At 31.9% G+C, this 26,167-nt stretch carries 31 protein-coding genes; 6 read left to right on the forward strand and 25 right to left on the reverse strand.

Translation table 11 applies throughout. From position 1 onward, the window contains the following. Positions 1 to 329: 329 nt before the first annotated feature. Positions 330 to 1,211, reverse strand: a complete 882-nt coding sequence (locus STERM_RS12145) for a DMT family transporter (RefSeq protein WP_012861916.1) — start codon at positions 1,209 to 1,211, stop codon at positions 330 to 332. A 29-nt stretch (positions 1,212 to 1,240) separates the two neighbouring features. Continuing rightward, positions 1,241 to 1,879 carry a lactate utilization protein gene (locus STERM_RS12150; protein ID WP_012861917.1) on the reverse strand — a complete coding sequence of 213 codons (639 nt, stop codon included), beginning with the start codon at positions 1,877 to 1,879 and terminating at the stop codon, positions 1,241 to 1,243. A 166-nt stretch (positions 1,880 to 2,045) separates the two neighbouring features. On the opposite strand from STERM_RS12150, the gene STERM_RS12155 reads away from it, so the two are divergent. After that, positions 2,046 to 2,633 (forward strand): DUF937 domain-containing protein, encoded by a 588-nt coding sequence (locus tag STERM_RS12155; protein WP_012861918.1) that lies wholly within the window; start codon positions 2,046 to 2,048, stop codon positions 2,631 to 2,633. A 67-nt stretch (positions 2,634 to 2,700) separates the two neighbouring features. On the opposite strand, the gene typA is transcribed toward STERM_RS12155, so the two are convergent. The 3 genes from typA to STERM_RS12170 all read right to left on the reverse strand — a co-directional run bounded on the left by typA (position 2,701) and on the right by STERM_RS12170 (position 6,806). Beyond that, a complete protein-coding gene (gene typA / locus STERM_RS12160) occupies positions 2,701 to 4,512 on the reverse strand; it encodes a translational GTPase TypA (protein ID WP_012861919.1) in 1,812 nt (603 codons plus the stop codon). Between the two features lie 442 nt (positions 4,513 to 4,954). Continuing rightward, positions 4,955 to 5,785, reverse strand: coding sequence for an N-acetylmuramoyl-L-alanine amidase (locus STERM_RS12165; RefSeq protein WP_012861920.1), 831 nt, complete (start codon positions 5,783 to 5,785; stop codon positions 4,955 to 4,957). A 73-nt stretch (positions 5,786 to 5,858) separates the two neighbouring features. Beyond that, positions 5,859 to 6,806 carry an acyltransferase gene (locus STERM_RS12170; RefSeq protein WP_012861921.1) on the reverse strand — a complete coding sequence of 316 codons (948 nt, stop codon included), beginning with the start codon at positions 6,804 to 6,806 and terminating at the stop codon, positions 5,859 to 5,861. A 279-nt stretch (positions 6,807 to 7,085) separates the two neighbouring features. Here STERM_RS12170 and STERM_RS12175 point away from each other — a divergent pair, with 279 nt between their 5' ends. Beyond that, a complete protein-coding gene (locus STERM_RS12175) occupies positions 7,086 to 7,454 on the forward strand; it encodes an Hsp20/alpha crystallin family protein (protein WP_012861922.1) in 369 nt (122 codons plus the stop codon). A 52-nt stretch (positions 7,455 to 7,506) separates the two neighbouring features. Then, the gene (locus STERM_RS12180) at positions 7,507 to 7,701 is read left to right on the forward strand and encodes a hypothetical protein (protein WP_041309960.1); all 195 of its coding nucleotides are present in this window, start codon (positions 7,507 to 7,509) and stop codon (positions 7,699 to 7,701) included. 119 nt (positions 7,702 to 7,820) lie between these two features. On the opposite strand, the gene STERM_RS12185 is transcribed toward STERM_RS12180, so the two are convergent. After that, a complete protein-coding gene (locus STERM_RS12185) occupies positions 7,821 to 9,785 on the reverse strand; it encodes a M13 family metallopeptidase (protein ID WP_012861923.1) in 1,965 nt (654 codons plus the stop codon). A gap of 558 nt (positions 9,786 to 10,343) precedes the next feature. On the opposite strand from STERM_RS12185, the gene STERM_RS22825 reads away from it, so the two are divergent. Then, positions 10,344 to 10,532 (forward strand): IS3 family transposase, encoded by a 189-nt coding sequence (locus tag STERM_RS22825; protein WP_081439690.1) that lies wholly within the window; start codon positions 10,344 to 10,346, stop codon positions 10,530 to 10,532. 352 nt (positions 10,533 to 10,884) lie between these two features. Here the strand turns inward: STERM_RS22825 and STERM_RS12190 are convergent, their stop codons facing one another. Continuing rightward, positions 10,885 to 11,148, reverse strand: a complete 264-nt coding sequence (locus STERM_RS12190) for a hypothetical protein (protein WP_012861925.1) — start codon at positions 11,146 to 11,148, stop codon at positions 10,885 to 10,887. Between the two features lie 288 nt (positions 11,149 to 11,436). On the opposite strand from STERM_RS12190, the gene STERM_RS22830 reads away from it, so the two are divergent. After that, positions 11,437 to 11,697 carry an integrase core domain-containing protein gene (locus STERM_RS22830; RefSeq protein ID WP_370452878.1) on the forward strand — a complete coding sequence of 87 codons (261 nt, stop codon included), beginning with the start codon at positions 11,437 to 11,439 and terminating at the stop codon, positions 11,695 to 11,697. 477 nt (positions 11,698 to 12,174) lie between these two features. Here STERM_RS22830 and STERM_RS12200 read toward each other — a convergent pair whose 3' ends face one another. The 12 genes from STERM_RS12200 to STERM_RS12255 all read right to left on the reverse strand — a co-directional run bounded on the left by STERM_RS12200 (position 12,175) and on the right by STERM_RS12255 (position 20,870). After that, positions 12,175 to 12,783 (reverse strand): TetR/AcrR family transcriptional regulator, encoded by a 609-nt coding sequence (locus STERM_RS12200; RefSeq protein ID WP_012861927.1) that lies wholly within the window; start codon positions 12,781 to 12,783, stop codon positions 12,175 to 12,177. Beyond that, a complete protein-coding gene (locus STERM_RS12205; RefSeq protein ID WP_012861928.1) occupies positions 12,780 to 13,271 on the reverse strand; it encodes an N-acetyltransferase in 492 nt (163 codons plus the stop codon). Before STERM_RS12205 ends, STERM_RS12200 begins: the two co-directional genes overlap by 4 nt. A 22-nt stretch (positions 13,272 to 13,293) precedes the next feature. Then, the gene (locus STERM_RS12210; RefSeq protein ID WP_012861929.1) at positions 13,294 to 13,788 is read right to left on the reverse strand and encodes a deoxycytidylate deaminase; all 495 of its coding nucleotides are present in this window, start codon (positions 13,786 to 13,788) and stop codon (positions 13,294 to 13,296) included. Positions 13,789 to 13,833: 45 nt separating this feature from the next. Further along, a complete protein-coding gene (gene asnS, locus STERM_RS12215) occupies positions 13,834 to 15,222 on the reverse strand; it encodes an asparagine--tRNA ligase (protein ID WP_012861930.1) in 1,389 nt (462 codons plus the stop codon). A gap of 202 nt (positions 15,223 to 15,424) precedes the next feature. Further along, positions 15,425 to 15,871, reverse strand: a complete 447-nt coding sequence (locus tag STERM_RS12220) for a hypothetical protein (protein ID WP_012861931.1) — start codon at positions 15,869 to 15,871, stop codon at positions 15,425 to 15,427. A gap of 38 nt (positions 15,872 to 15,909) precedes the next feature. Beyond that, a complete protein-coding gene (locus tag STERM_RS12225) occupies positions 15,910 to 16,107 on the reverse strand; it encodes a DUF896 domain-containing protein (protein ID WP_086015027.1) in 198 nt (65 codons plus the stop codon). A 109-nt stretch (positions 16,108 to 16,216) separates the two neighbouring features. Continuing rightward, complete coding sequence (locus tag STERM_RS12230; protein WP_012861933.1) at positions 16,217 to 16,948, reverse strand: SIS domain-containing protein; 732 nt, start codon at positions 16,946 to 16,948, stop codon at positions 16,217 to 16,219. Between the two features lie 14 nt (positions 16,949 to 16,962). Then, a complete protein-coding gene (locus STERM_RS12235; protein WP_012861934.1) occupies positions 16,963 to 17,694 on the reverse strand; it encodes a creatininase family protein in 732 nt (243 codons plus the stop codon). A gap of 105 nt (positions 17,695 to 17,799) precedes the next feature. Next, positions 17,800 to 18,792 (reverse strand): phosphotriesterase family protein, encoded by a 993-nt coding sequence (locus tag STERM_RS12240; protein WP_012861935.1) that lies wholly within the window; start codon positions 18,790 to 18,792, stop codon positions 17,800 to 17,802. Positions 18,793 to 18,812: 20 nt separating this feature from the next. Then, positions 18,813 to 20,135, reverse strand: coding sequence for a PTS ascorbate transporter subunit IIC (locus STERM_RS12245; RefSeq protein ID WP_012861936.1), 1,323 nt, complete (start codon positions 20,133 to 20,135; stop codon positions 18,813 to 18,815). A 31-nt stretch (positions 20,136 to 20,166) separates the two neighbouring features. Continuing rightward, complete coding sequence (locus tag STERM_RS12250; protein ID WP_012861937.1) at positions 20,167 to 20,436, reverse strand: PTS sugar transporter subunit IIB; 270 nt, start codon at positions 20,434 to 20,436, stop codon at positions 20,167 to 20,169. Then, the gene (locus tag STERM_RS12255; RefSeq protein ID WP_012861938.1) at positions 20,436 to 20,870 is read right to left on the reverse strand and encodes a PTS sugar transporter subunit IIA; all 435 of its coding nucleotides are present in this window, start codon (positions 20,868 to 20,870) and stop codon (positions 20,436 to 20,438) included. The genes STERM_RS12250 and STERM_RS12255 overlap by 1 nt, the downstream gene beginning before the upstream one ends. A 219-nt stretch (positions 20,871 to 21,089) precedes the next feature. Between STERM_RS12255 and STERM_RS12260 the strand changes: the two genes are divergently transcribed. Further along, on the forward strand, positions 21,090 to 22,187 hold the full coding sequence (locus STERM_RS12260; RefSeq protein ID WP_012861939.1) for a replication initiation protein: 1,098 nt from the start codon (positions 21,090 to 21,092) through the stop codon (positions 22,185 to 22,187). Between the two features lie 31 nt (positions 22,188 to 22,218). Here STERM_RS12260 and groL read toward each other — a convergent pair whose 3' ends face one another. The 6 genes from groL to STERM_RS12295 form a co-directional block, all read right to left on the reverse strand. Beyond that, positions 22,219 to 23,841, reverse strand: a complete 1,623-nt coding sequence (gene groL, locus STERM_RS12265) for a chaperonin GroEL (protein WP_012861940.1) — start codon at positions 23,839 to 23,841, stop codon at positions 22,219 to 22,221. Positions 23,842 to 23,860: 19 nt separating this feature from the next. Then, positions 23,861 to 24,124 (reverse strand): co-chaperone GroES, encoded by a 264-nt coding sequence (locus tag STERM_RS12270; protein WP_012861941.1) that lies wholly within the window; start codon positions 24,122 to 24,124, stop codon positions 23,861 to 23,863. Between the two features lie 907 nt (positions 24,125 to 25,031). Then, complete coding sequence (locus STERM_RS12280; RefSeq protein WP_012861942.1) at positions 25,032 to 25,259, reverse strand: hypothetical protein; 228 nt, start codon at positions 25,257 to 25,259, stop codon at positions 25,032 to 25,034. Positions 25,260 to 25,270: 11 nt separating this feature from the next. After that, positions 25,271 to 25,477: a hypothetical protein gene (locus tag STERM_RS12285; RefSeq protein ID WP_012861943.1), complete on the reverse strand. Its 207-nt coding sequence runs from the start codon at positions 25,475 to 25,477 to the stop codon at positions 25,271 to 25,273. Further along, positions 25,474 to 25,752: a hypothetical protein gene (locus tag STERM_RS12290; protein ID WP_012861944.1), complete on the reverse strand. Its 279-nt coding sequence runs from the start codon at positions 25,750 to 25,752 to the stop codon at positions 25,474 to 25,476. Before STERM_RS12290 ends, STERM_RS12285 begins: the two co-directional genes overlap by 4 nt. 124 nt (positions 25,753 to 25,876) lie before the next feature. Further along, entirely contained in the window at positions 25,877 to 26,164 is a 288-nt protein-coding gene (locus STERM_RS12295; protein ID WP_012861945.1) for a hypothetical protein, read from the reverse strand. Positions 26,165 to 26,167 lie beyond the last annotated feature (3 nt).

The raw sequence follows: 26,167 nt of genomic DNA on the forward strand, positions 1-26,167 counted from the left end.
TCACTCATAATCTCCCATGCTTTTTCTCCAAAAAATATAGAAATGCTCTCGATTTGCCTTAGAAAATTCTTAGTACTCCATTTTACTATTTTTTTTTAAAATTGTCAACATTTTTGTTTACAAATGTATCATTTTTTTTAGATTAAGACTAAAATGTCAATTTTTTTCTAATAAATTCAGAATTTTTTCAAATATTTGTCTTATATTTAGATTCTAAATTTATATTCTACTTAATATTATTTATATTTTAGTTTTGCCTAAAAAACTTTTTTATACTGTATATAAAAAACAGCAGACTCAAAAAGTCTGCTGTTTTTAACAAGGTATATTTATTTTTTCTTTTTATATTTAAGCATTAAGCTTCCCAATAATATAAAGCCTCCGCCGAATATCTGCCTTATTCCGATATTTTCTCCCAGAAAAATATACGAAAATATCATTACATTTATTGGTGAAAAAAATAAATAATTTGAAGTTTTAACTATCCCTATATATTTTATTGCCTTTCCCCAGAATATAAATCCAAGAAATGAAGCCACTATTACCAGATATGCTATCCCAAAAAATAATCCGAGAGTCATATTATGAAAATCGGGGAATTTTTCTCCGGCAGCCAGAATATATAATATAAGAAAAACAGAAGCATAGGTAAATGTCTTTTTTGTTACATAATAAATAGAATAGCCGAATTTATATTTTTTTAATGCCAGTGAATAAAAGCTCCATATAATTACTGCACCCAGCATTAGCATATCTCCTTTTATTCTGACTGAAATCCCGTTTGAAAACGAAATGACTGCAACCCCAAACATTGAAATAAGAAATCCTATAATAAGCGATTTTTCCATTTTTTCATCCTTTGTAAAAAAATGTGCTGTTATTGATGAAAAAAACGGTAAAGTCCCAAGTATAAAACCTATATTAGATGCATTGGTAAGCTTGAGACCGCTGTTTTCCAAAATAAAATATAAAAATATCAAAAAACCTACTATTATAAATCGGCTTTCTTCCTTAAAGCTTTTTTTATGATATTCTTTTATATTCAGCAATGCACTCAAAAGTGCTACCAACACAAATCTGAAAATCAAAATCTGAACCGGCTCCAGCTCTTTTAATAAAAACTTTCCTATTATATATGTAAAATCCCATGCAAATAAAGTTACTACCGCACAGATATTTCCGATCAATATTTTGTCTTTTATTTTCTGCACTTTAAAAATTTTTCCTTTCACTTATTAATTTAGTACCCCAAATTTTCATTTATAAGAATTACTTTCATTCTGTCAGGATTCATCTCTCTTCTGTATACAAGGTATTTATTGCATATTCTTTCAGGAGACCGGCAGTCTGAGCATTCTCCGGTAACAGTACACGGTGTCTGTTTGGAAAGTACCTTGGCATCCATGGGCCCTGCATAAAGTCTTATTCTTTCCTCTGCTTCTTTTATATCAGCAGTCAGCTTGTTCATACCTATTATTACAAAGACTTTTTTCGGACCAAAAATCATAGCCGCTATCCTGTTTCCGTTTCCGTCTACATTTAATATCTCACCATCCATAGTTACAGCACTGGCACTTAAAAAATAATAGTCTGCACTGAAACTTTTCCTGTAAATCTCATCTTTTTCCTCTCTTGTTTCATATGCATCTCTGTCTAAAAAAACATAGTTCCCGCTTCTAAAGAAATCCAAAACTCCTGTTTCTTTCAAAGTAACAGAACCTCCGTAAGATACAGTATCATTTTCTTTAACAAAAGATTTTATCAGTTCTGTAAGGTCTTCTTTTTTTTCCAGATAGAACATTTCAATATTTCTCTTCTCAAGATTTTTCTTTAATTTTTCCGCTATTTTTTCTCCATGCCATTTTTTTACTATATCCATACATATACACACTCCCTTTATCTTTTTACTTCCTCTTAAAATAATACTTCATATATAATTTTTTTTCAATTCTTTTCTCCAAAATATTTATTATTTTTATTGAAAAATAATAAAATTTGTAGTAATATATTTTAGATATACAAATTTAAATATTGGAGGTGCGATAATGAGTAACATAGTTGATATGTTTTCCGGGCTCTTAGGAACTAATATTGATCAGATACAGAACTCATTAGGAAATAACGATAAAAAGGGAATTATGACTGCAGCATCTGTAGCTTTGCCTGCTATGTTGGAAGCACTAAATAAAAATACAAATACAAAGGAAGGTGCCCAGTCTTTGGCTAATGCGCTGGACAAAGACCATGACGGTTCCAAGCTTAATGATATTACATCTATGATCTCTAATTATAAAGGAGAAAATGGTTCTGCAATACTTAATCATATGTTCGGAGACAAAAAAGAAAATATAATAAATTCTGTAAGTAAAAGCAGCGGACTTGACATGAACTCTACTTCAAACCTGATGAGTATGCTTGCCCCTTTCGTTCTGGAATTTCTCGGAAAGAATAAAAAAGAACAGAATCTTGATGCTGACGGGATTTCTAATCTTACTTCCATGGCTTCTAATTTTCTTGGCGGATCAAACGGCGACCTTATGGGTATGCTTACGAATTTTCTTGATGCCGATAAAGACGGAAGTATCGTAGATGATGCAATGGATTTACTCGGAGGACTTTTCAAAAAGAAATAATAAAAATTAAAAATACTGATTATAAAAACCGATATGACTGTTTTTACAGCAATACCGGTTTTTTTTATTAATCTTTATTTTTTGAAGCTTTCTTTCTTTCATTTTCTGTAAGATTTTTTTTTCTGAGCCTTATGTTATTTGGCGTTATCTCTACCAATTCATCATCATCAATATATTCAAGAGCAAGCTCAAGCGTGAATTCCTTCGGCGGCGCCAGCTTTAATGCATCATCACTTCCGGCTGCCCTTGTATTAGTCAGCTTTTTCCCTTTGCACACATTAACCACAAGGTCATTCTCTCTTGAATGTTCTCCTACTATCATTCCCTCATAAACATCCACTCCCGGAGCTATGAACAGAATTCCTCTGGGCTGCAGATTATTCAATGAATACCCGACACTTGTTCCGGCATCCATCGAGATAAGGACTCCTCTTCTTCTTGTCGTAAGCTCGCCTTTATATTCACCATAATCATAAAATGAATGATTCAAAATACCTGTTCCTCTTGTTTCTGTAAGAAATTCATTTCGAAATCCTATAAGACCTCTTGCAGGAACTTTAAATTCAAGTCTTGTATATCCGTCAGTTCCCTGAATCATATTTATCATTTCACCTTTTCTGATTCCTATTTTTTCTATTACTACACCTACGAATTCATCTGCCACATCTATTATTGCCAGCTCTATAGGTTCTTCCTTCACACCGTTTACTGTTCTCATTATTACTTCCGGCTTAGATACCTGAACTTCATATCCTTCTCTTCTCATATTTTCCAAAAGAATAGAAAGCTGAAGCTCTCCCCTTCCTTTTACTATATAAGAATCAGGAGAATCTGTAGGCTCTACCCTCATACTTACATTGTGCTGAAGTTCTTTTTCAAGTCTTTCCACAAGATTTCTTGAAGTTACATATTTACCGTCTTTTCCTGCAAATGGTGAATTATTTACCGAAAAAGTCATAGCCAGAGTAGGTTCATCTATATCTATTACCGGCAAAGCTTTCGGATTTTCTCTTTCAGCTACTGTTTCACCTATATCTATTTTATCAAGACCTGCTATTGTAATAATATCTCCACATACAGCCGTCTCCATCTCTGCTTTTTTCAAGCCTTCATATCCAAAAATTCTTGTTACCTTATAATTCACAAGTCCGCCGTCTCTTTTTATCAAGGTTACTTCCTGATTTTTTTTCAATGAGCCGTTATATATTCTTCCTGTCCCCAGTTTTCCCAGATATTCATCATATTCTATATTTGTTATCAGCATTTGAAGCGGTTCATTTTCATCTCCCTCAGGATCGTTTACATGCTCAAGTATTGTTTCAAAAAGCGGTTTCATATCCTTGCTTTCATCTTCAAGCTCTTTTTTGGCAAAGCCGTTTTTAGCAGAAGCATATATTATAGGGAAATCCAGCTGCTTTTCATTTGCCCCGAGATCTACAAACAGGTCAAATACCATGTCCACTACCTGATCAGGTGAAGAATTCGGTCTGTCTATTTTGTTAATAACAACAATAGGACATAAACCATGTTCGAGCGCCTGCTTCAAAACATATTTTGTCTGCGGCATTACTCCCTCAAAAGCATCTACCAGCAGAAGAACAGAATCCACCATTTTCAAAATTCTCTGTACTTCTCCCCCGAAATCAGCATGGCCCGGAGTATCTATTACGTTTATCTTATATCCGTTATAGTTCAGCGAAGCATTTTTTGAAAATATTGTAATACCTCTTTCTCTCTCCAAATCATTACTGTCCATTACTCTTTCTTCCACTTTTTCATGTGCCGAAAAAGTTCCTGATTGTTTTAGCAGCGCATCTACCAATGTAGTTTTACCATGATCTACGTGTGCTATTATAGCTATATTCTTTATCTTTTTCATTTTTTTCCTTTCTGCCTTTTTGAATATATAAAATCATCTCTCTCATATAGTAAAAAATAAGCGAGAAAAGGAATTGCCATCCTATGGTTTTATAATCCGTAAATTATCGTACGGAATATTATATCATAATTTTTTTAAAAAAATAAGTTTTTGTTTTGTATATTCTGCTATCTGACATTAAATATTATTTGAATCAGTTTATTTTCCCCTGCTGTATAAACTGATTTTTTTACGATTATTTCATTTAGAAAATTATTTTCTCATTTTTTAAAATAAGTAAAAAACTTCTGTATTTTATTTCAATTCCAAAATTTTCTAACACCTTTTTCTATTTACTAATTAATTTTCTTATTTTCATAATGGTCAATTTTTCCTGAAAACTGTTCAAATAAAAAAAGTACCGTATCAAAAATAAATTTCAAATTCGATACAGCACCTTATATTATTTTTTATATTTTGTATTTAGTGCAAGAAGTATGGCATAAGTTTCACTATCCATTATTCCGTCATATTTTGCCGGTCTGAAATGAAACTGAAAAGCTCTTATTACATTTGTCGTCTGTTTATCATACTGCCCCGTCTTATCCACCTTATATCCGAATTTTTCAAGCTGTGTCTGCACTTCAAAAGGTGTAGTCAGTGTAGAATAAGAAGTCATAAAACTGCTTTTGGCATCCTCATCATACCACATCCCTATCTGATAATCCTTATACAGCTCTTCCCACGGAAACAAAGGACCCGGATCCTGTTTTCTCTGAGGTGCTATGTCTGAATGTCCCAGAATACTTGTAGGCTCAAGATTGTACCTTGCTATTATATCTTTCAGTAAAACGGCCACTTTTTTTATCTGGTCATCTGTAAATGGATAAAATGACATCTCTCCGTTTGTTCCAGTATACCCCATGTTAACTATTTCTATTCCCACAGAGCTGTCATTCAGATTGCTTAATCTTCCCCAGCTGCTTTCTCCTGCATGCCATGAACGGTTATCTTCACTTACAAGATTATATACAGGATCTGAGGAATCATCAGTTACCAGATAATGTGAGCTTACCTGCTGCTTTGTAAGTATATTAACAGACTGGTCTTTGTCTACAGCAGTATAATGCAGTATTACAAATCTTACCCTTCTGTCCTGTGCTACTGAATTATATGTTTTTCCGTCTATTTTTACTGTACCGGCACTATTTCTTATAGTTTTGTTTTCTTTTTTGTATGTGTCAGAATATGCAAGTATTGACATAACTGCAAATAGTATGACTAATTTTTTCATATATGCCTCCTCAAAAAATGTATTTATTTTATATTATACTATATCAACGTTTGTTTTTATATATTTTATTTTATTATTTGTTCTGAATTCTGCGGTTTCTGAAAATTTTTCCTACTTTTTTTTCAGCCTCTCCGTATATATAAGCCATAAAATAGCTTGCACCTATACATAATAAAGTTACCAGATAAAAATTCTTGGTTATAAGCATACCTGTTTCATAAAACAATAGATGTGCAAGATATACAAAATACGAATGTCCTGACAAAAATTTTATTATTGTTGCTGTTCTTCCTTTTATATAAGTAAAATTCATTTTTATAATAATTACAAAAAAACTTACACTCATAAAAAACACACTTATAGAATTTTTATCATAAAAAAATACGTTTTTCTTACCTATTATTTTCATAAAATACCATGATACTGTAAATGTAAAAATAAATCCTACAATATATAAAACTTTATAATAATTCACATGTATTTTGTCTTTATACTTTCTTATGTAATATCCTAAAAGATAATATCCCAAAAAACCTGTTATGGGAAATGCTGATAAATTCAGAAACGGAAGTTTGAAAAAAATAAGGGCGGGATTAAGTATATTTATGATAAACCACATTAATATTACCATTCTGGTTTCTTTTTCGCAGTATTTCAATACCTTTCTAAGCCACGGCGTGATAATATAAAGTCCTGTGATCATCGGAACATACCACAAATGACCTGCCGCATATCTGTAGCCTGCTATTACATATAAAGGATTTTCCTTATAGTAGATAATATAGATAATACTCCACATTACAAAAAGCGGAATTATTGAAAAAAATCTTTTTTTATAAAAAACCCAGATATTCTCCTCTTTATCCAAAAGCAGATAACCGCTTATCATTATAAAAAGATTTATCCCTATTGACACAAAGGTAAACATAAAATTCAGAATATCAAAATTATTCTGGGATTTTAGAGTATGTATAAGTATTATATCCAGCAGTGCTATTATTCTTAAAATATCTATATTCATATTTTTTCACTCCTTTCCTTATTTTTATATATTACCATATTTAGACTTTTTTTATAATCTACACATATAAATATATTAAAATATTCAATCCTTATTTTTTTTCTTCAATATTCACAAGTATTTTCCATAGCTCCAAGAATTCCAAATAGAATGTAATGGTAAATCTAAGGTTAACTTAAGAAACCAAAGCTATAATTAATTTAAAAATGTAAAAAAGAATCCAAATTAATTTTTTGAACATGCCGTATAAGGCTATAATAAATTTAAGAGGTGAGCAATATGAATAAAAAAAATATAACCGATAACTCAATATTCTTTGAGAAAATATATAAACAGCCGGATTTCTTTAATCTGAAATATTCTATCCCTTCTGTAGTTGTATCTGAAGACAACACTAATCATTATGTTAAAATTATTACATCAGAAACAGATACAAAGAGTTTTACGCTTAATGTTAAAAATAAAAAACTAATTATAAACTGCCGGGATAATTCTGAAAATGAAGATAAGGTTTATACCAAATATTCGAAATCTTTTGAAAAAATAATGGAAATTCCTGAAGATTCCGATATTAATAATATGAAAAGCAAACTTTTTAACGGTATATTTACACTTACTATTCCAAAAGCTTTTTGTTTTTATGATTAATGAAGGAATATAATAAATAGTTATATATAATACTGGGAATGAGGTGACAGATTTGTTTAAAACTTTTCTGGAAAGAGCTAAAAGATTTACAATTGTTGATTACGGACTAATAAAAGCTGTTTTTCTGCTTTTGGGTATCATTATAGGAACTTTTGCAAGCGAATTTTTCAAGAGTATAATGCTGTTGGTCATTATTTTGTTTTTCATTTTATACACAATATTTATAACCAGATTTTTTAAAAAATAAAGTTCTTATAAAAACTTAGCCTTTTTGTCTGAAGATTTTATTTTATAAATTTATATCAGAAACAAAAGAGAAAATATACTGTAGTCAGCTATTTTCTCTTTTTTGATTATAATATTATTTTACCATATCTTTATTCTGTCCTCGGGCTTAGTATACATTCCGTCACTGCTTCTTACATTATATACTTTGTAAAAATCATCTATATTGGTAAGAATTCCGTTTACTCTGTATCTTCCCGGAGAATGAGGATCTATTTTTACCAGATAGCTTTCTCTTTCTTTTGTCACCAGATTTCTCCATATCACGGCATATGCCTCAAAAAATTCTTCCAGGTTATCAGAATTTTCATTATTTACTATTTCCAATGCTACTGAAACTCCGCCCAAATCAGCTATATTTTCACCTAAAGTAAGCTTGCCGTTTAGCTTGCCGTCTCCTGATTTATATCTGGAATACTGTTTTGCCAGTGCTTCTGTCCGCTTTTCGTAATTTTTTCTGTCCTCGCGTGTCCACCAATCCTTCAAATTACCCATTTCATCAAATTTAGAACCTTCATCATCAAATGCATGTGTAATTTCATGTCCTATTACCGCTCCGATTCCTCCGTAATTCTTAGCCTTTGAAGCTTCATAATCATAAAACGGAGCCTGTAATATTGCTGCCGGGAATACTATTTCATTGGCTGTAGGATTATAGTAGGCGTTTATTGTCTGCGGAGTCATACTCCATCTGCTTTTGTCCACTTTTTGATTAAGATCTTTCAGAGCTTTTTCCCTTTCAAAATCTCCTATATTTTTTACATTTGAATATAGTGAACCTCCATTCTGATAAGTTTTGATCTGAATACTTGAATAATCTTCCCACTTATCAGGATATCCCACTTTTATAGTCATAGTTTCCAGTTTTTTCACAGCTTGCTTTTTACTGGCCTCTGACATCCATGAAAGATTTTCTATTCTGCTTTCATATGTAGATATTATTTCCTTTATCATAGATATCACATCATTTTTGGCTTCCTCAGAGAAATATTCCTTTACATAAATACTTCCCAGCAGCTCACCAAGCATATTATTCAAAAGATCAAAAGCTCTTTCATCATCCGGAAGCATTTCATCAATTCCAGAAAATACCTTTGAATATTCAAAAGCTGCATTTTCAAAATCTCTTGATAGCAGTGAGGAATTTTCACGTAAAATAATAGATTCCATGTAATCCTTTATTATCTTTATATCTCCCTCTCTGAATTCTTTATTTAAGGCTCTGAGATATGCCGGCTCTGTTATTACTATCTTATCAGCCTTCAAAAGCTTGGTGTTGCCCAAATAAGTCCTCCAGTTAAAATCAGGAAACTCTTTTTCCAGCTCAGCTATCGTATATGGATTATATATTTTATCAGGATCTCTTGTATCTTCTCTTTTTAACATGGCAAATGCCAGCCTTGCTTCAAAATCAAAAACATTTTCCGCTTTTATAACAGCATCATTTTCATTATATCCGCTCATAATAAACAATTTTTTCAAAAATAACTTATACGCCTTCTGTATCTCAAGACTTTTTTCCGACTTTTCCAGATAGTAATCTCTGTCCATCATGCCCAAGCCTACAGAATCCAGATATAATATATTTTTACTGCTGTTTTTATAGTCAGGTCCTATATAAACCGAAAGAAATACTTCCATATTCTGATTAAATAAATAAGCTGCAAGCGTTGCCATTTCCCTTTTATCAGACAGTTTATTTACTTCATCCAACAGATATTTCACGGGTTTTATTCCATCTTTATCCCGATTTTTGTAATCAAGTACACTTATATAAAAATCTGCCAGTTTTTGTTCATTACTCCCATTTTTCAATGTGTTTCTTTTTTTGACATTTTCTTCTACGATTCCCCTTAAATTATCTGAAACCATCTTATCAAGAACATTAAAATTATTCCATGAAGAATAACCTTTTGGTATTTTAGTTTCTTTCAGCCATTTTTCATTTACCGAGTCATAAAAATCATCCTGTTTTCTTACAGACTCCTGTGCAGAAAACGCTGATATACCAAAAACGACGAATAACAGTATTTCTGTGAATTTCATTCTAACCTCCTTAAAATCAGAGTAATTTACTACTAAAATATAACCCCATATATGTACTTACAAAATTTACCTTAATAATATCTATTATTACTACATTTATTTGTGTTTTCAAAGCTTTTTTTTATTTTTTTATATTTCTCTGTTTATAAAGTTTACTGAATTAAAATTATACCAAAATAATTATTACAATAAATATAATATTCTATTGCTTATTTTCAAAGGTTAAAATACACTTTTACCTGCTGTACATTTACTTAAAGTTTTGCAGTATAATTCTGTAGATCATAAGAAAAAGGCCGGAAAAAATCTTTTAAAATACTGCTAAGTGATCTCACATATATGAGAGTAAGCGACAAATGGAACTACATTTGTCTTTTTGTTGAAGTTTTCAATAGACAAATAACCGGACAGCAGTGTAGGAAGGAAAAAGAACGCAGAATTAGTATATAAAGCTCTTGAAGGAACAAAGGTAAATTTGAAAAAGATAAAAATATTCCATAGTGACCGTGGAAGTGAATTCAATAATCATGTTATTGATGAAACTTTGATACCTTTGGAATATCAAGGTCTTTAAATAGAAAAGGAAGCTCCTATGACAATGCAACAGCAGAATCTACTTTTAAAATATTTAAAATAAAATTAATCAACAATAGTATATTTAGTATTTTAAATGAATTAGAAGTAGAATTGGATCGCTATATTAACTGTTTTAACAAATATAGAATACACTTCACACTAGCTATTTAAGTCCTATAGAATCTTTGAAAAACAAACTTAAAAAAACTGTCTAAATTTTTGTTGCCATTCCAAAATTATGAAAGAATGTGAAAAGTATATAAAAACAAAGAGAGTCGCCCCTCTTTGTAAGATTTTGCTAGCTTATGCTAAAGCTAATGCGAGTCTGGATGTGTCTACTTCTTTAAACAGCAGCATGTGCAGAATTAAAATACATGCACACAGCTTCTGTATTAATTTATTAAATAACTTAATCATAGTGACCACCTCCCAGAGCTAACCTCACTATAATTATAACATGAAATGAGAAGATGAAGAAATAAGCAATAAAAAATCTGGCATTATGACAGCCAGAACATGTAAATTACTCATCTTTATCATCAGAGAACATACTTAAAAAATATAAAATAGGATGATGGTGAAAATTAATGTCATTAGCAGCACTTTTAGCAATTTTACGTATTTTCTTAACAGCAGTTATATTCTCACTAAGCGCCTTCTTAGTGAGTTCTAATTCGGCAGCTTGCATATCAATTATTTCTATTAATATTGATACCCGCTTTTCCAGAAGTCCTTGAGCAGCTTTTAACTCCTGTAGTTGTTCTTTAATATCTTTATCATCATCCATACTGAAACCCCTTTGTAGTTTTATAAGATTTATAACATATAAGCAAAAAATATAAAATGAAAGGAAGTGTTAGATATCTATTTTATGAGAAAAATGTATACAAGAAAATATAAACGAAATGGTACTAGTATTAATAGAACAATTCACAGTGAAACAGGTATGCAAGGTTATTGAAAATTTGCAACAGGCTGTTAAAAGCCACCTGCAGGGTTGATTATTCACAATAACCGTTGAAATCAATATACTGGCAGTACATATATAGAATTTCTCCAGTCTCATAGATTTATCATAAATCATAGTCGTCCGGGAATGCTTTATGATAATGCTGTAATGGAATCATTTTATAAGAGTTTCAAACGGGAAGTGCTGAAAAAGAAGACTTTAAGCAGCAAGTCACAAGCTACTATGGAAATACTGCATTATTTAGAAATTTACTATAATAAAAAAAGACATCATTCATCTCTGAAATATATGGCACCTTTTGAATACGAAACACAAGCTATTTGGAAACTCTTAAATTCTCTGATTTTTTGTCTGGTTTTGTGCTGATATCTATTTTTCAGTTATTACAGAAGTAAAAATACGGTAAATATGGTAATTCTTGACTTTAGTACATTGAAAATATTATAATAAACATAATGACTTTTAAGGAGGAATAGCATGAAAAAGATTTTAAAATTATTTACGTTGATTTTGGTCTTTTCTCTGTTAGTTGGGTGCGTTGTTAGTGATAACGGCTATTATGGCCCAAGGCCATACTATCCATATTACAGACCTGATTACAGACCTGTACCGCCGCCGCCGCCTAGACCCCCAAGACCACCGGGACCGCCTAGACCGCCAGGACCACCACCTAGACCAGTACCTCGTCCGATACCGCCGGGGCCGCCGCCTAGAATACGGTGATCCAAACGCGGAGCTTTGAACGGAAATACGTAAAATTATATAATAGATAATACCTGACTTGCTTAAAGTCAGGTATTTTTCAAAAATAAAATAAGAATACCGGGAAAGTACTCTTATTGTTTATTTTAATATCTCTATTTCTTTCAATAAAATGTATTTCATATACTCGTAATGCTTTTCATAAAATTCTTCCATACTCATATTTATGACAGACTCTATTATATAAGGCGTCGTAAAAGGAAATAAGCATGTGGAAATGATCAGAAACAAATAATTTTTCGGATAGTTTATATTGATGCTCCCATTTTGAATTTCTTTATTTGTAATATCAATAAAATTATCGCATATTTTCTTAATAATCTCAATTACCTCATCAGTATTTACATCTTTTTTATTTTTTACTTTTTTTTCTATCTCATTTAAATGCTGTATATACGGATATAATTTTATATTCTTTTTTGTTATATTAAAATACATATCCAATATGACATCGATTCTTTCATAATAAGACAACTTTTCATTATTTATAATCGCAAAAAATTTTTTTTCAAAATCTTTTAAAATTTTACTGAGAATTTTTGTATAGATATAGTCTTTATTTTTGAAATAATAATTTAAACTTGTACGTGATATTTTTCTTTGTTCGGAAAATTCCTTAAAGCTGCCTTCACTGATACCTTTTTCTAAAAAATATTGTTCAAGATCTTTGTACAATTCATCTTTATTCATATTTTCCTTTCAATATTCATATATACCAGTCCGGGGTCTGCTTTTATTTCCTGTTTGTTTTCCATCTCCCAGTACATTCTGAACTCCGCTTTCTCGCTGTCTTCATTTATTTGTTCATTTTTTATTTTAAATCCCATTCTTTTATAAAAAGAAACTGCTCTTTCATTCTCCTTATACACTGTTAAATCCAGTTCTTTATGTCTCTTCTGGGAAAATTCTATTAATCTTCTTCCAATGCCTTCGCCCTGATGCAATATTTCCACAAATAAGGCTCCTATAAATAATTCATCAATTATACTAATAAATCCTCTGATTCTGGAATTATCTTCCAAAACATAGGTTTTTGATAACGGTATGTATGTATCCTTCACCATTTTATAATTTTCAAGCCAATATTCCTCTGATATAAAAGGATGGGCTTTCAAAGTGGACTCCAACCATATCCTCATGACCTCATCCACATCTTTGCTCCTAAGTAGTCTTATCATATATTTTCCCCATCAAATAAATTTATAAATTTGTTTCATCAAAATCTAAAATTATTTTTTTACTCCCAAAACTGATTTTTTCAATTTTTATTCCGGCATTCTCAAGAATTCTCTTGGAAGCCTTGAAAGAATCTTTATCTTTATGCTTGTCTGAAAGATAGATAACTCTGCTTATTTTTGACTGAACTATTGCTTTGGCGCATTCATTGCAAGGAAAGTGTGTTACATAAACTGTACAGCCTTTCAGGCTTTTTATACTGTTTAATATTGCATTTAATTCTGCATGTACTACATAAGGATACTTTGTTTCCAGAAAATCCCCCTGTTTACCCCACGGCATATTATCATCGGAGCTTCCGAGCGGAAAACCGTTATACCCGATCCCCACTATTTTTTTATCTTCATCAATAATACAGGCTCCTACCTGTGTGGTAGGATCCTTGCTTCTTTTCCCCGATAATAATGCCAGTCCCATAAAATATTCATTCCAAGATATATAATCTTCTCTTTTTGACATATAAAGAACTCCTCTAATTTATAATTTTAAAATTTGAACATCATATTAAAATTCCAGACTCTTAGGTCCTCTTGGAAACGGAATTACATCTCTTATATTTAACATTCCTGTTACATACATAATAGCCCGTTCAAATCCCAGACCATACCCTGAATGAGGAACACTTCCGTATTTTCTCAATTCCATATACCACCAGTAATCTTTTTCATTTAGGTTCATATCTTTTATTCTCTGTTCCAGCTTTTCAAAATTATCTTCTCTCTGGCTTCCCCCTATTATTTCTCCTATTCCCGGAGCAAGAAGATCCATAGCTCTTACAGTTTTCCCGTCTTCATTCAGCTTCATATAAAAAGCTTTTATATCCTTTGGATAATCAGTAACAAATACAGGTTTTTTGAAATGTTCTTCAGCAAGATATCTTTCATGCTCTGTCTGAAGATCTATTCCCCATTCCACAGGATATTCGAATTTTTTATCCGCTTTTTTCAAAATTTCTATAGCTTCTGTATAAGTAACTCTTCCAAATTCAGAATTCACAAGCCCGTTTAATCTGTCCAGAAGCGTCTTATCTATAAATTGGTTAAAAAACTGCATTTCTTCAGGAGCATTTTCCAATACATATCTTATTATATATTTCATCATGTCTTCAGCAATGTCCATATTTACATCCAGATCGGCAAATGCAATTTCCGGCTCCATCATCCAGAATTCCGAAACATGCTTTGGAGTGTTTGACTTTTCTGCTCTGAATGTAGGTCCGAATGTATAAGTATTTTTAAATGCCATACAAAAAGTCTCTACGTTCAGCTGTCCGCTTACCGTAAGGTTAGCCTGTTTTCCAAAGAAGTCATCTTTATACTCCACTTCTCCCTTGTCATTTTTTGGAATATCCTTAAGATCCAATGTAGTAAGCTGGAACATTTCCCCGGCACCTTCAGTATCGCTTCCTGTTATGATCGGAGTATGAACATATACAAATCCTCTTTCATTAAAAAATTTATGTATTGCATAAGACATAAGAGATCTCACTCTGAATACTGCCATAAATGTATTTGTTCTAGGTCTCAGATGAGCAATAGTACGTAGATATTCCAGTGTGTGTCTTTTGTTCTGAAGCGGATAATCCAGATCAGCTTTATTATAAATAGTTATTTCCTTTGCTTTTATTTCAAAAGTCTGTCCCTTTCCTTCTGACTGCACTAAAACTCCCTTTACATGTACCGATGATGATATGCTTAGTCTTGATATTTCATCGAAATTTGACAGACTGTCATCAAAAACTACCTGAATTCCATTAAAAAAAGTTCCATCATTTACTTCAAGAAAACCAAAATTTTTCTGATCTCTTCTCTTTCTTATCCATCCGTTTAATTCTAGCTCTTTATTTAATAATTCAGCATGTTTTTTGTATATTTCCCTAATTTCCAGTAACATTATAAAACTCCTTTCAAAATTCTTTTTTTTATTGTTTTAAAATTATTATAGCACAATTTAAGCTGTAATTTCCACTATAAAATAGTCAAAATTTTATTTCCGCACTTCTCCGGCAACGTTAATGTTCTGTATTTATTCATAAAAAAATCACTTTCATTTTCTAAATATATAAAAGTGAATTTTTTACGTTCTATATTTCTTATTACTTGTTTTTCTTTTTATTTGCTTTTTTACTGCCTTTTATTGTATTTTCTGCTTTATCTTCACTGACTTTAGCTAAATAATCCTTGATTCCCCAGTACTGATAAAGAAAAATAATAACCAAAACAGGAATTCCCAGTGACTGTATTCCCTTGATTCCCTGTGTCACTACTGCATATACTACCATTATCACAACTGAAACTACAAATACTTTTCGTCCTGCTTCTTTACCTCTGAAAAGTAAAAAACCGGAAGTAAAAAGCAATATTCCTAAAACAATGGTATACCCGATATGTGCCATATAAACTGCCGGATTACTTGTGTGATATGTCTGCGCCAGCTGATCGGGAGAAAGTCTTCCCAAAGCCAGCAATGTAACACCTACACAAAATATTCCCGCCATCATAAGCACAATACTAATAATATTTAACAACAGTGGTTTCTTCATATACCTCACCTTTCGTTACTTATCCAGCTTTTACTGCATTAGTTTCCTTTTATCTCATTTCCGTTTTCATCCACATATTTTACTTTTATACTGTCAAGATGATTCTTGAAATTAGCTCTGAAGTTAGTCATGTAAAGATTTCTGTATTTTATACGTTCTTCTTTTTCTTCTTCTGTAAGTTCTCTTGTTCTCGAAAGCTGAGAATAGTGATTTACTTTTTCAATAATATCTTTCATTTCCATTTTTATATTCTGCTACCTTTCATAATTTATATTTATTATTATAGCACAGAATATATTTTTTTATACTAATATTTTTTATCGCTGTGTTTCTTTATTATTTTATTTACATATAATGAATCAAATCTTTATATTCTTCAAATATTTTTTGATTATGCTCCATTCCGCCGTCTCTGTTTGCACTGAAAAATACAGGAGCATCCAATCCTTTAGCCAGCAGTTTTTCCGTTATATCCACGATTATCGAATTTAATATCACAGCTCCTATCACAGTAGAAGACGGCGCTACCTTCTGCTCAAGTCCGTCAAGCTTTACTGTTGCATCTCCGAGAACTCCGCAGTTATCCAGAACTACATCGGCATATTCATAAAGCTTCTTTGCATTATTATGTCTTGAAGTCACAGATGTACTATACTTCATATTTGTTATTACAATAAGCTTTACTCCTGCTTTTTTTGCTTCCTCTGCCATTTCTATAGAAACCGGATTTCTGCCTGAAACAGAATGAATAATCAGCACATCATCTTTTTTTAAATTCTGACTTTGAAAAAAAATTTTCCCGTAGCCTTCCAGCTGTTCCAGTTCGCTTGTAAAAGTAATAGGCTTTACATTGAGCATTAAATTAGGTGAAAATATGGGATTTATAAGTGCAAATCCTCCTGCTCTGTAAAATGCCTCTTCTGATAAAATTCCTGCATGTGATGAACCGAAAATATATATGGAATTCTTATTTTCCACAGCTTCTACAAGCATATCTGAAGCCTTTTCCATATTTTCCAGCTGTGTACCAAAAACTTCATTTATAATCTTCAAAATCTCATTCTTATATTTTAACATAGTTAAACCTCCTGTTATTTTATCTCTTCCAGAGTTTTTTTTATGATATCGCTCATATTTTTTACCGCGGTATCTACTATTTTTTTCCCTTTTTCTTTTGTAGCAAGGGTAGCGTCTCCCATAACTGCCGTGTCTGTAAATTCTGTCCATCTTACAGGCGTTATATCTATATATTCCGGATAATCCGGATTTCCGTTAATTGCTTTTGACATTTCCACATACTCATCTGCAAGATAAAGCATATAAGATGTCTCCAGTTCGTCTGCATGAAAATAATTCTTATGAAGCTTTTGTGTTTCCCTTACTTCCTGTATGACCTTATCAGTCCCTGTATAAAAAAAGTTAAATGTTTTAAAATCTGAGAACTCTGAAAATAATTTTCTTTGTGCTTCTTTTATTGCGGTTCCGTTTCCAAGATGGCCGTTTATTATTCCAAATATTTTAAAACCATTTTTATACATGCTTTTTCCGATCTCATAAAGCATATTTATCAGAGTTTCATTACTTAGACTTACACTTCCCGGAAATTCCTCAAGACTCCATACCTGTCCATAAGGGAGTGTCGGAAAAACCAGACATTCTACATTTTCAGAAAGCTTTTCAGCAATTTTTTCCGAAAGATAATTATCTGTTCCCAAAGGAAGATGAGGTCCGTGTGCTTCTACTGCTCCCAAAGGCAGGATTGCTACCTTTACCTTTTCTATAATTTCTTTTATTTCTTTTGAGTTTTGTTCCTGATACTTCATATTTCACTCCATTTCCTGATAAAAGTACTGAATTCAAAGAAAGGAGAAACCACCGTTTCTCCTGTTCTTTCTCTATATCAAAATTTTAGGCGGGTATTACCATTTTTATACTTTAAAAGTAAAACAATTTTTAGGGTTTTCGACAAAAAATTTCTTAATCAGACCTGTGCCGTCTAATCCGGCGTTGTCTGCTTCTATTATAAATCTCGGTATCCATTTTTTTATAATGAATTCCAGACCTAAACCATAATCATAATGCTTGTAATAAGATTTTCTTGCAGTATCACCGCTTATCAAAATCTTATCAGAATAACCTTTTTTACAAAGTTCTATAATTGCTGATATTCTTGCACTTTCAGGAGCATATTTTATTTTACCTATTCCGTCAAAAGACAGATATGCACCTTTTTTTAATATCTCCTGATAATAATATGGATCAAGGTTTCTGTCCATATGCCCGAAAGATACATTTCCTATATCTATTCCTTCGGATTCCAAAATTTCTATTTGCTCCAAAGCCATTGTTCCGGCTTCTGTATGTGAATGTACTGGGGCTTTTGTAGCTTTATGTGCTCTTGCCACAGCCCTTATTGTCTTTTCCTCAAGAGGTGAAATAGAATTATACCATGTTCCGAATTTTACCTGACCGGCCTTAAAGCCTGTCCCTTCCAGTCCTACTTCCACTTCTTTGATTACAAAATCTGCAAGTTCATTTATACTCTTATCCTCTATCCAATCACCATAGGTAGAATAATTACCTACGACTTTTTTCAAATGATCTGTTAAATGAGCTTTCCATAAAAAGCTTTTGTTAAATCCTGCTGTACCTATTATCTGAATTCCTGTTTCTTCTGAAATTTTTGCTACTTCTTCTACCTGTCTTCCATAATCTATTGCTGTGGCATCTACTATTGTTTTTCCGCCCAGTTCTTTAAAGTCAAGAACATCCAGCTTTGACTTTTCAGGATCATCAAGTAATAAGTCATCTGCGTTTTTTTCTTTCCAATACTGCGGTATACATACTATGTGTTCATGTGAATATGTAAATCCCAAATCTTCGGGATCTATATCTTTAAAAAAAGTTCTTATAAAACTCATGTTTCACCTCTTCTTGATTGCTATCCTATTATCTGAGCAATGAACTTAAATATAACTCCTAAAATAAACATATCAGAATCCGCTGCCCACATTGCTGTATCCGGTATAGTATGTGTAATAAGGAAAGTAACCATTAAATATTGTCCTATTGCTACTATTGTTGCTGTTATGAAACCTGCTATTACTGCTCCTCTTATTCCTCCGGTAGAGTTTCCGAATACTCCTGCTGTACCTGCATGGAAGAAGAGAACTATCATTGTCGGAACAAATACATAACCTGCAGTTTTTCCAAGTACCACAAGCCAGAATAATGCTCCTATAAATGCTCCTAGGAAACCTAGTATTACTGCATTTGGTGCATATGGAAATACTACCGGACAGTCAAGAGCCGGTCTTGCGCCCTGTACCAGTTTTTCCGCGATACCGTTAAATGCCGGAACTATTTCTCCTATAAACATTCTTACACCCATTAGTACTACTGCTATTCCACCGGCAAACATAAATGACTGCTTTATGGAATAAACATAAAAGTTTGTCTGTCCTGCCTGAGCTATTAAAGCTTTAGCTCCTTCAGTATCTTTAGTAGAAAGTATAGCTGCTCCTACCAGAAATAACAGTCCCATTGTACATGCCGTTACTATATTGGAATCTCTCAAAAATTCCAGCTTTTCAGGAAGCTTTATGTGTTCTGAATCTCTTTCTTTATTCCCGAGAAATTTACCAAATATTGCACCCAGTATTGCCACTGATGCTGATGTATGACCTAAAGCTATGTTGTCGCTGTTCATTATCTTTCTCAAAAAAGGCTGTACCAATGCTGGCTGGAGTGTCCAGTATATCCCCATAAATACAGATAGAACCAAGATTAATTTCCATGGTGCTATTTCAGGTGCTGTGTTAACCATTATTCCTGCAAATATCATTGTTGTCCAGAACATCATATGTCCTGTAAGATAAATATACTTAAATTTGGTAAATTTTGCCAGTAAGATATTTATCAAAAATCCCATTGCCATGGAAAAAGTTACCACACTTCCGTATTTATCAATAAAACCTGCCTGCCCAATAAATGAGCCTAGATTTTGCGGCGGTAAATTAAATACTTCCTGCCACATAGGCTGAAAAATTACCAATGCTCCGACTACTATTCCGGCTCCTGCACCTATTATCAGAAACCCGATCATCGCTTTTATTGTTCCGCTCGCTATAGCACTGATTGACTTTTTTTGGAGAACTAATCCCAGTAAAACTATTATTCCCACTAAAATAAATGCTTCGCCAAAAATATTGGTAGCAATCCATGACAGCGGCTTGATGATTGAATCATAAATCTGTATTAACATTTTTCACTCTCCCTTTCCAAATTTTTTTATATTAAATAATTGCTGCTTCTTTCAGGGCCGCGATTATTTCTTCCTTATCAAAGAAGTTTTTTATTACCACAAGTTTTGCCTTGTGTCCTTCCAGATTTCCGGCCAGTTCGTTACTTGTTACTATCAGGTCTGCATCAGTGCTATTTGCTGCCGATACATCCATATGCTCTATATTTGCCTTTACATTATTGTCCTTTAATATGCTTTCCACATTCATTTTTAAGATAAGGCTTGTTCCCATACCTAATCCGCAAACTGTCAATACTTTCATTACTGTTCCTCCTTAAATAATTTCATTATTTCTTCTTTATTTTCTGCATTAAATATTGTTTCTCTTTTTTCATTGTCAGAAAAAATCTCTGTTATTTTCTGTATTACTTCTACATGTTCATTACTATTATTGGCTGCCAGACCTATAATAAGATCCACCGGATCATTTTCAGCACTCCCGAATTCCACACCTTCCTTTAAGGTAAGAATAGAAAAACCTGCTTTCAAAACTCCCTCTTCCGGTCTTGCATGAGGCATTGCAAATCTTGGTGCTATTACTATATATGCTCCGTTTACTTTATAAGATTTTACCATCGCATCTATGTAATTTTGTGTTACATTACCGTTTTTCAGCAAGAGCTCCCCAGCTCTAATTACTGCTTCTTCCGGTGTTTTACAGCTTTCTTTCAAAGCTATCATATTTTCATTAATCATTATTTTCACCCCTTTAAAATTTTTTTTATATATTCAAAACAGAAGATATTTATTTTACTATTAATATTTTACTATCCCTTTTACCTTTATACAATAAGTCTTTTTTGCCATTCGTCTAATTTTTTTTATTTTACTTTACAAGTGCCTTTAAAATATAGTACAATAACATTGAACGAATTAATTCATATTCGTATTCGTCTATATAAAGGTGATAAAACTATGATAAATTTTCTTGATCTAAACAGGACAATTAACTTTTATGACAAAAAAATTATGAAATTCATTTTAGATAATAATGAATTCAAAAACCAAAAAATTTTTAACTGTTCCATTGTAAACCTAAAAAATAAAACAAACTTATTTTCAAATGATGAAATCTTTAATATCTTAAATGATTTCAAAAATCTTAATATAAGCTATAATATCATAACTTCCAAATCAGAATATTTAGGAAGCTTTTCCATAATATCCTCTTACAAAGTCATTAATAATGAGAAAATAGAGCTTACTTTTTCCAATGATTTCATTAATACCTTTAATAATCAGCACTTTTTATCAGAGATCAATATAAATGTATTCTTTTCATTTTCTTCATTTTCATCAATACATTTATATAATTTTTTACTTAACAAACTTTCAGACTTCCCGTACACCAAGATAGAAATAGACAAGCTTAAAGAAGTCCTGCATCTCAAAAACAGCTATAAAAGAATATATGATTTTGAAAAATATGTATTGCAGCCATCATTGAATGAAATCAATAAAATTTCCCAAACCAAGTTTTTTTACAATAAAGTCAAGAAAAGCAATAAGAGAAATGCAAAAGTTACAGGCTTTGATTTCTTTTCACTTACAGAAGCCAAATTTGAGAAGATAAATAATATTCTGAGATTTTTTGATACAGTGGATAATTATGATACACTTTTTAATCAAATCCTTTTCGGACTGAATTCCATATCATATGAAGAATTTTTGGAAGTAATCAGAAAAATGCTTTCGGAATATGAGAATGAACTCCAAGGGGCCAAAACTACTTTTGAAACCTATTTCATTGAAAAAATGGAAGAAAATATATCAAAATACCAAAATCAATATACACTTATCACGAATATCACAAAAATTGATTCTTTTAATCAGTATAAATCATTAATATTTGAGAACTCTTATGCATTAAATAATTCATTTTTATTTATGTGGAATGATATCTCCAGTATTTACAGAAACCAAAATTTTGAGTATGAGGATGATATTCTGAAAATTCAGGCGCAGTATTTTGATGACGGGGAAAAGAGCATAAAGATATTTAAGAAAAAATGATGGCTGCTTTCACAGTCATCATTTTTTTATATTACATCATTCCGGGCATCATCCCGCCAGGCATTCCGCCACCCATTGCTTTTTCTTCTTTTTCATTTGCCACTACTGCTTCAGTAGTTAATAATACCGATGAAACCGATACAGCATTTTGTATAGCTGATCTTGTTACTTTAGCAGGATCTACTATTCCGGCTTTAATCATATTCACATACTCTTCTTTAGCCGCATCATAACCTGTTCCAGGTTCTGAAGATTTTACTTTTTCAAGAATAACTCCCGCATCTGCTCCTGCATTAATTGCTATTTGCTTTAATGGTGCAAACAGTGCTTTTTTAACGATTTCCACACCGATTCCTTCTTCACCGTCAAGCTTAAATTCTTCTATAGATTTAGAAATTTCCACAAGGATTGTTCCTCCTCCAGGAACTATTCCTTCTTCTACAGCTGCTCTTGTAGCATTCAGCGCATCTTCTATTCTTAATTTTCTTTCTTTCATTTCTGTTTCTGTAGCAGCTCCTACTTTTACCACTGCAACTCCTCCAGATAATTTAGCAAGTCTTTCCTGTAATTTTTCTTTATCATAATCTGAAGTAGTTTCCAGTATCTGAGCCTGTATCTGTCCTACTCTTCCTTTTATAACTGCAGAATCTCCGGCACCATCTACTATTACTGTATGATCCTTTGTTACTCTTACTTTTTTAGCCTGCCCAAGTGAAGTAATATCTGCATTTTCAAGCTTTATTCCTTTTTCCTCGGTAATTACTTCTCCGCCAGTTAATACTGCGATATCTTCAAGCATTGCCTTTCTTCTGTCACCAAATGCCGGAGCCTTTACCGCTACTACATTTAGTGTACCTCTTAATTTATTTACTACTAATGTAGCAAGTGCTTCCCCTTCTACATCCTCAGCAATAATAAGCATAGGTCTTCCAGTTTCTACTGTTTTTTCAAGTACAGGAAGAAGTTCTTTCATGCTTGCTACTTTTTTATCTGTTATTAAAATAAATGGATTATCTAATTCAGAAACCATTCTTTCTGCATCACTTACCATATATGGAGAAAGATATCCGTTATCAAACTGCATTCCTTCCACTACTTCCAGTGTAGTATCAAGAGATTTAGCTTCCTCTACTGTAATTACACCGTTTTCTCCTACTTTTTCCATAGCCTGTGCTATTAATGTTCCTATTTCTTCATCTGCTGCTGAAATAGAAGCAACCTGAGCTATCTCAGCATTGCTGTTTATTTTTTTAGCTCTTTTCCCTAATTCTTCCACTACTTTTTTAGCTGCTTTTTCCATTCCTTTTCTAAGGAATACAGGATTTGCTCCTGATGAAACCATTTTCAGTCCTTCTTTTATCAAAGCCTGTGCAAGTACTATGGCAGTAGTTGTTCCGTCTCCTGCCACATCATTTGATTTAGTCGCTACCTCTTTTACTATCTGTGCACCAAGATTTTCAAACTGATCTGCAAGTTCTATTTCTTTAGCTATTGTAACTCCGTCATTTGTAATAGTTGGAAGTCCGTATCCTTTATCTAATACAACATTTCTCCCTTTTGGTCCTAAAGTTATCTTTACTGTATCAGCTAAAGCATCTACTCCTTTTTCCAACGCTTTTCTAGCTTCTTCGTTAAATTTTATCAGCTTAGCCATTTTATCCTCCTCGTTTTTATTATTCTACAACTGCCAAAACATTCTTTACTTCAAGCAGAAGATATACATCGTCATTATCCTTTACTTCTGTTCCGGCATACTTCTCATATATTACTTTGTCCCCTATTTTTATCTCTTTTATAGCTTCACCTATTGCAGTGACCTCTCCTATTATGGGTTTTTCCTTTGATGCCGTATCAGGCAGAACAATCCCGCTTTTAGTAGTTTCTTCCTGTTTTGTCTGTTTGATTAACACTCTTTCACCTAATGGTCTTATTTTCATGTTAACCCTCCTTATCATAGTTTTTTTCTTTTTTAGCACTCACTAACTCTGAGTGCTAAAAACATAATAATACATTTTTTCATTTTTTTCAAGTACTTTTTTGAATATTTTACAAATTTTTATTTCTCTTTTTGGATTTTTCCAAAAAATTTTAAATTTTCTTCCTTAACTTAACTGTAAATAATAAATTTTATTATTTTTGGTTATAAAAATTCTGTATTCTGTTTCATCTGCTGTAAGTACATTTTTCTCTTTCCACAGAATTTCCATATGTGTATATTCTCATATTTATACTTTATTCCCTTTCCTGCTACATCTCTACTCTATTTTTTCCAGATACCCCGTTTTTATCACATAGTTTTATTGTTTATAATGCTGTTTCCCGGTCTGTCTTTTCGGTTCTGCAGGGCATAGCCGAGAAAAATACAAAGAAATATAAGAAAATCAGCTTTAATTCTTTCATTCTCCTTTCTTTCTGTATTCACCGGAGAAAAGTTTTCTCTGATAAATATACACCCTGTAATTATAACTTTATTTCGCATAATTTTCAACTGTTCTTATTATGAAAAATCCCTGTTTATTCTGAATTATTCTTTTAATACTTTTATATATATTTTATTTATTATATGTTATAATTATATAATATAACTGCCTATAAATAAGGCTTTCAACACCATTTTGTATATTATGTGTATATTTATATTATGTGGTATAATTCCGTAAATTATAAATAAAAAAGACCAGAAAAATCCGGTCTCATATTATGATGAACAAAAAAAATATAATTTATTTCTTCTGAATCATCACTTTATATCCCATGCAATTTGTAATATACGTATTAGGTGGAGTTTCTATATCCTTAGCATCTCCATCAACTACAATTGATCTAAAACTTTCATTTTCGCTTTTATGTATAACTCTCTATAAATCTCATATGTAAATTATCAGATTTATATTCTCCCTGTATTCTGTCATCTACAAGTCTTATTATCTTAGCCACTAAATGATCTCTTAAACTTTTTTCATCTATATACGGAAGAACCTGCAGGAGTAATTCTGCTTTTTTATTTTGATCTGGAATATCATCTGATAGCTTATTATCTGCTTCAGGTATAAAATCATCAAAATAAGCCAATATTTGAGGTTTTACTTTTTCAGAGATTCCATTTTGAGATAATAAGCCATGTTAGTTTCTTTTTTCAACTCTTTACACAGTTTATCAAATTCTGCATCACCCGTATTTCCCCAACTTTGTTTGTCAGAATCTAACCAAATCGCTTTTACCTGTTCCAATGCTTTATCAGCATATTCATATGATGCGAAAACGTCTGATTTTTGCATACTTTCACTCATTGTATTCCATGTTGATAAATGAGCATCCTCATATTCTGACAATTTTTCTTTTCTTCACTTACTTTCTTTTTCGTTATTTCTTCCTGATTAATCTCTTCTTTCGGAGATTCCACCTGTTTTGGCGGTTCTGCTTTCTTTTCCTCTGGTTTAGCTGAAACAGTTTCTGTAGTTTTAGAATCATCAGATATCGCAGTAATCCCAATACTACCTAAAGCTAAAACTCCAAAAACTATTAATCCTACTATAAGACCTGTTTTCTTTTTGCCTTTTTCCATAAATACATAAACCTCCCTATAAAATATTTTATAAATTATTATATTATAAGTTTAATTTATTACAAATAAAAAAGACACTTCTTAGTCCTACAAAAACTTTCTAGTAATTTTTCAACAGCAATGTTTACCTACTATAATTTAGATATTCAAGAAATTTATTCTTCAGTTCTTCATATTTATTTATAATCTCCAAATTTTCATTATATATTTCAGATAAATCATCCAAAAGGCATATTCGATTTTTCTTTCCGGCTTTTTTTAAATAACGTTCAAACTTTTCACGCCACGCATGGCGGCCTGTTCCGCATACATAAATATTTTTATTTGTTATCGTCACCTTATCCCACGCTAATAAAAACATTTCATATTCACTACCATCAATATAATATTCGAACAATATTTTTTCTATCATAAT

The organism is Sebaldella termitidis ATCC 33386, assembly GCF_000024405.1.
GTDB lineage: Bacteria > Fusobacteriota > Fusobacteriia > Fusobacteriales > Leptotrichiaceae > Sebaldella > Sebaldella termitidis.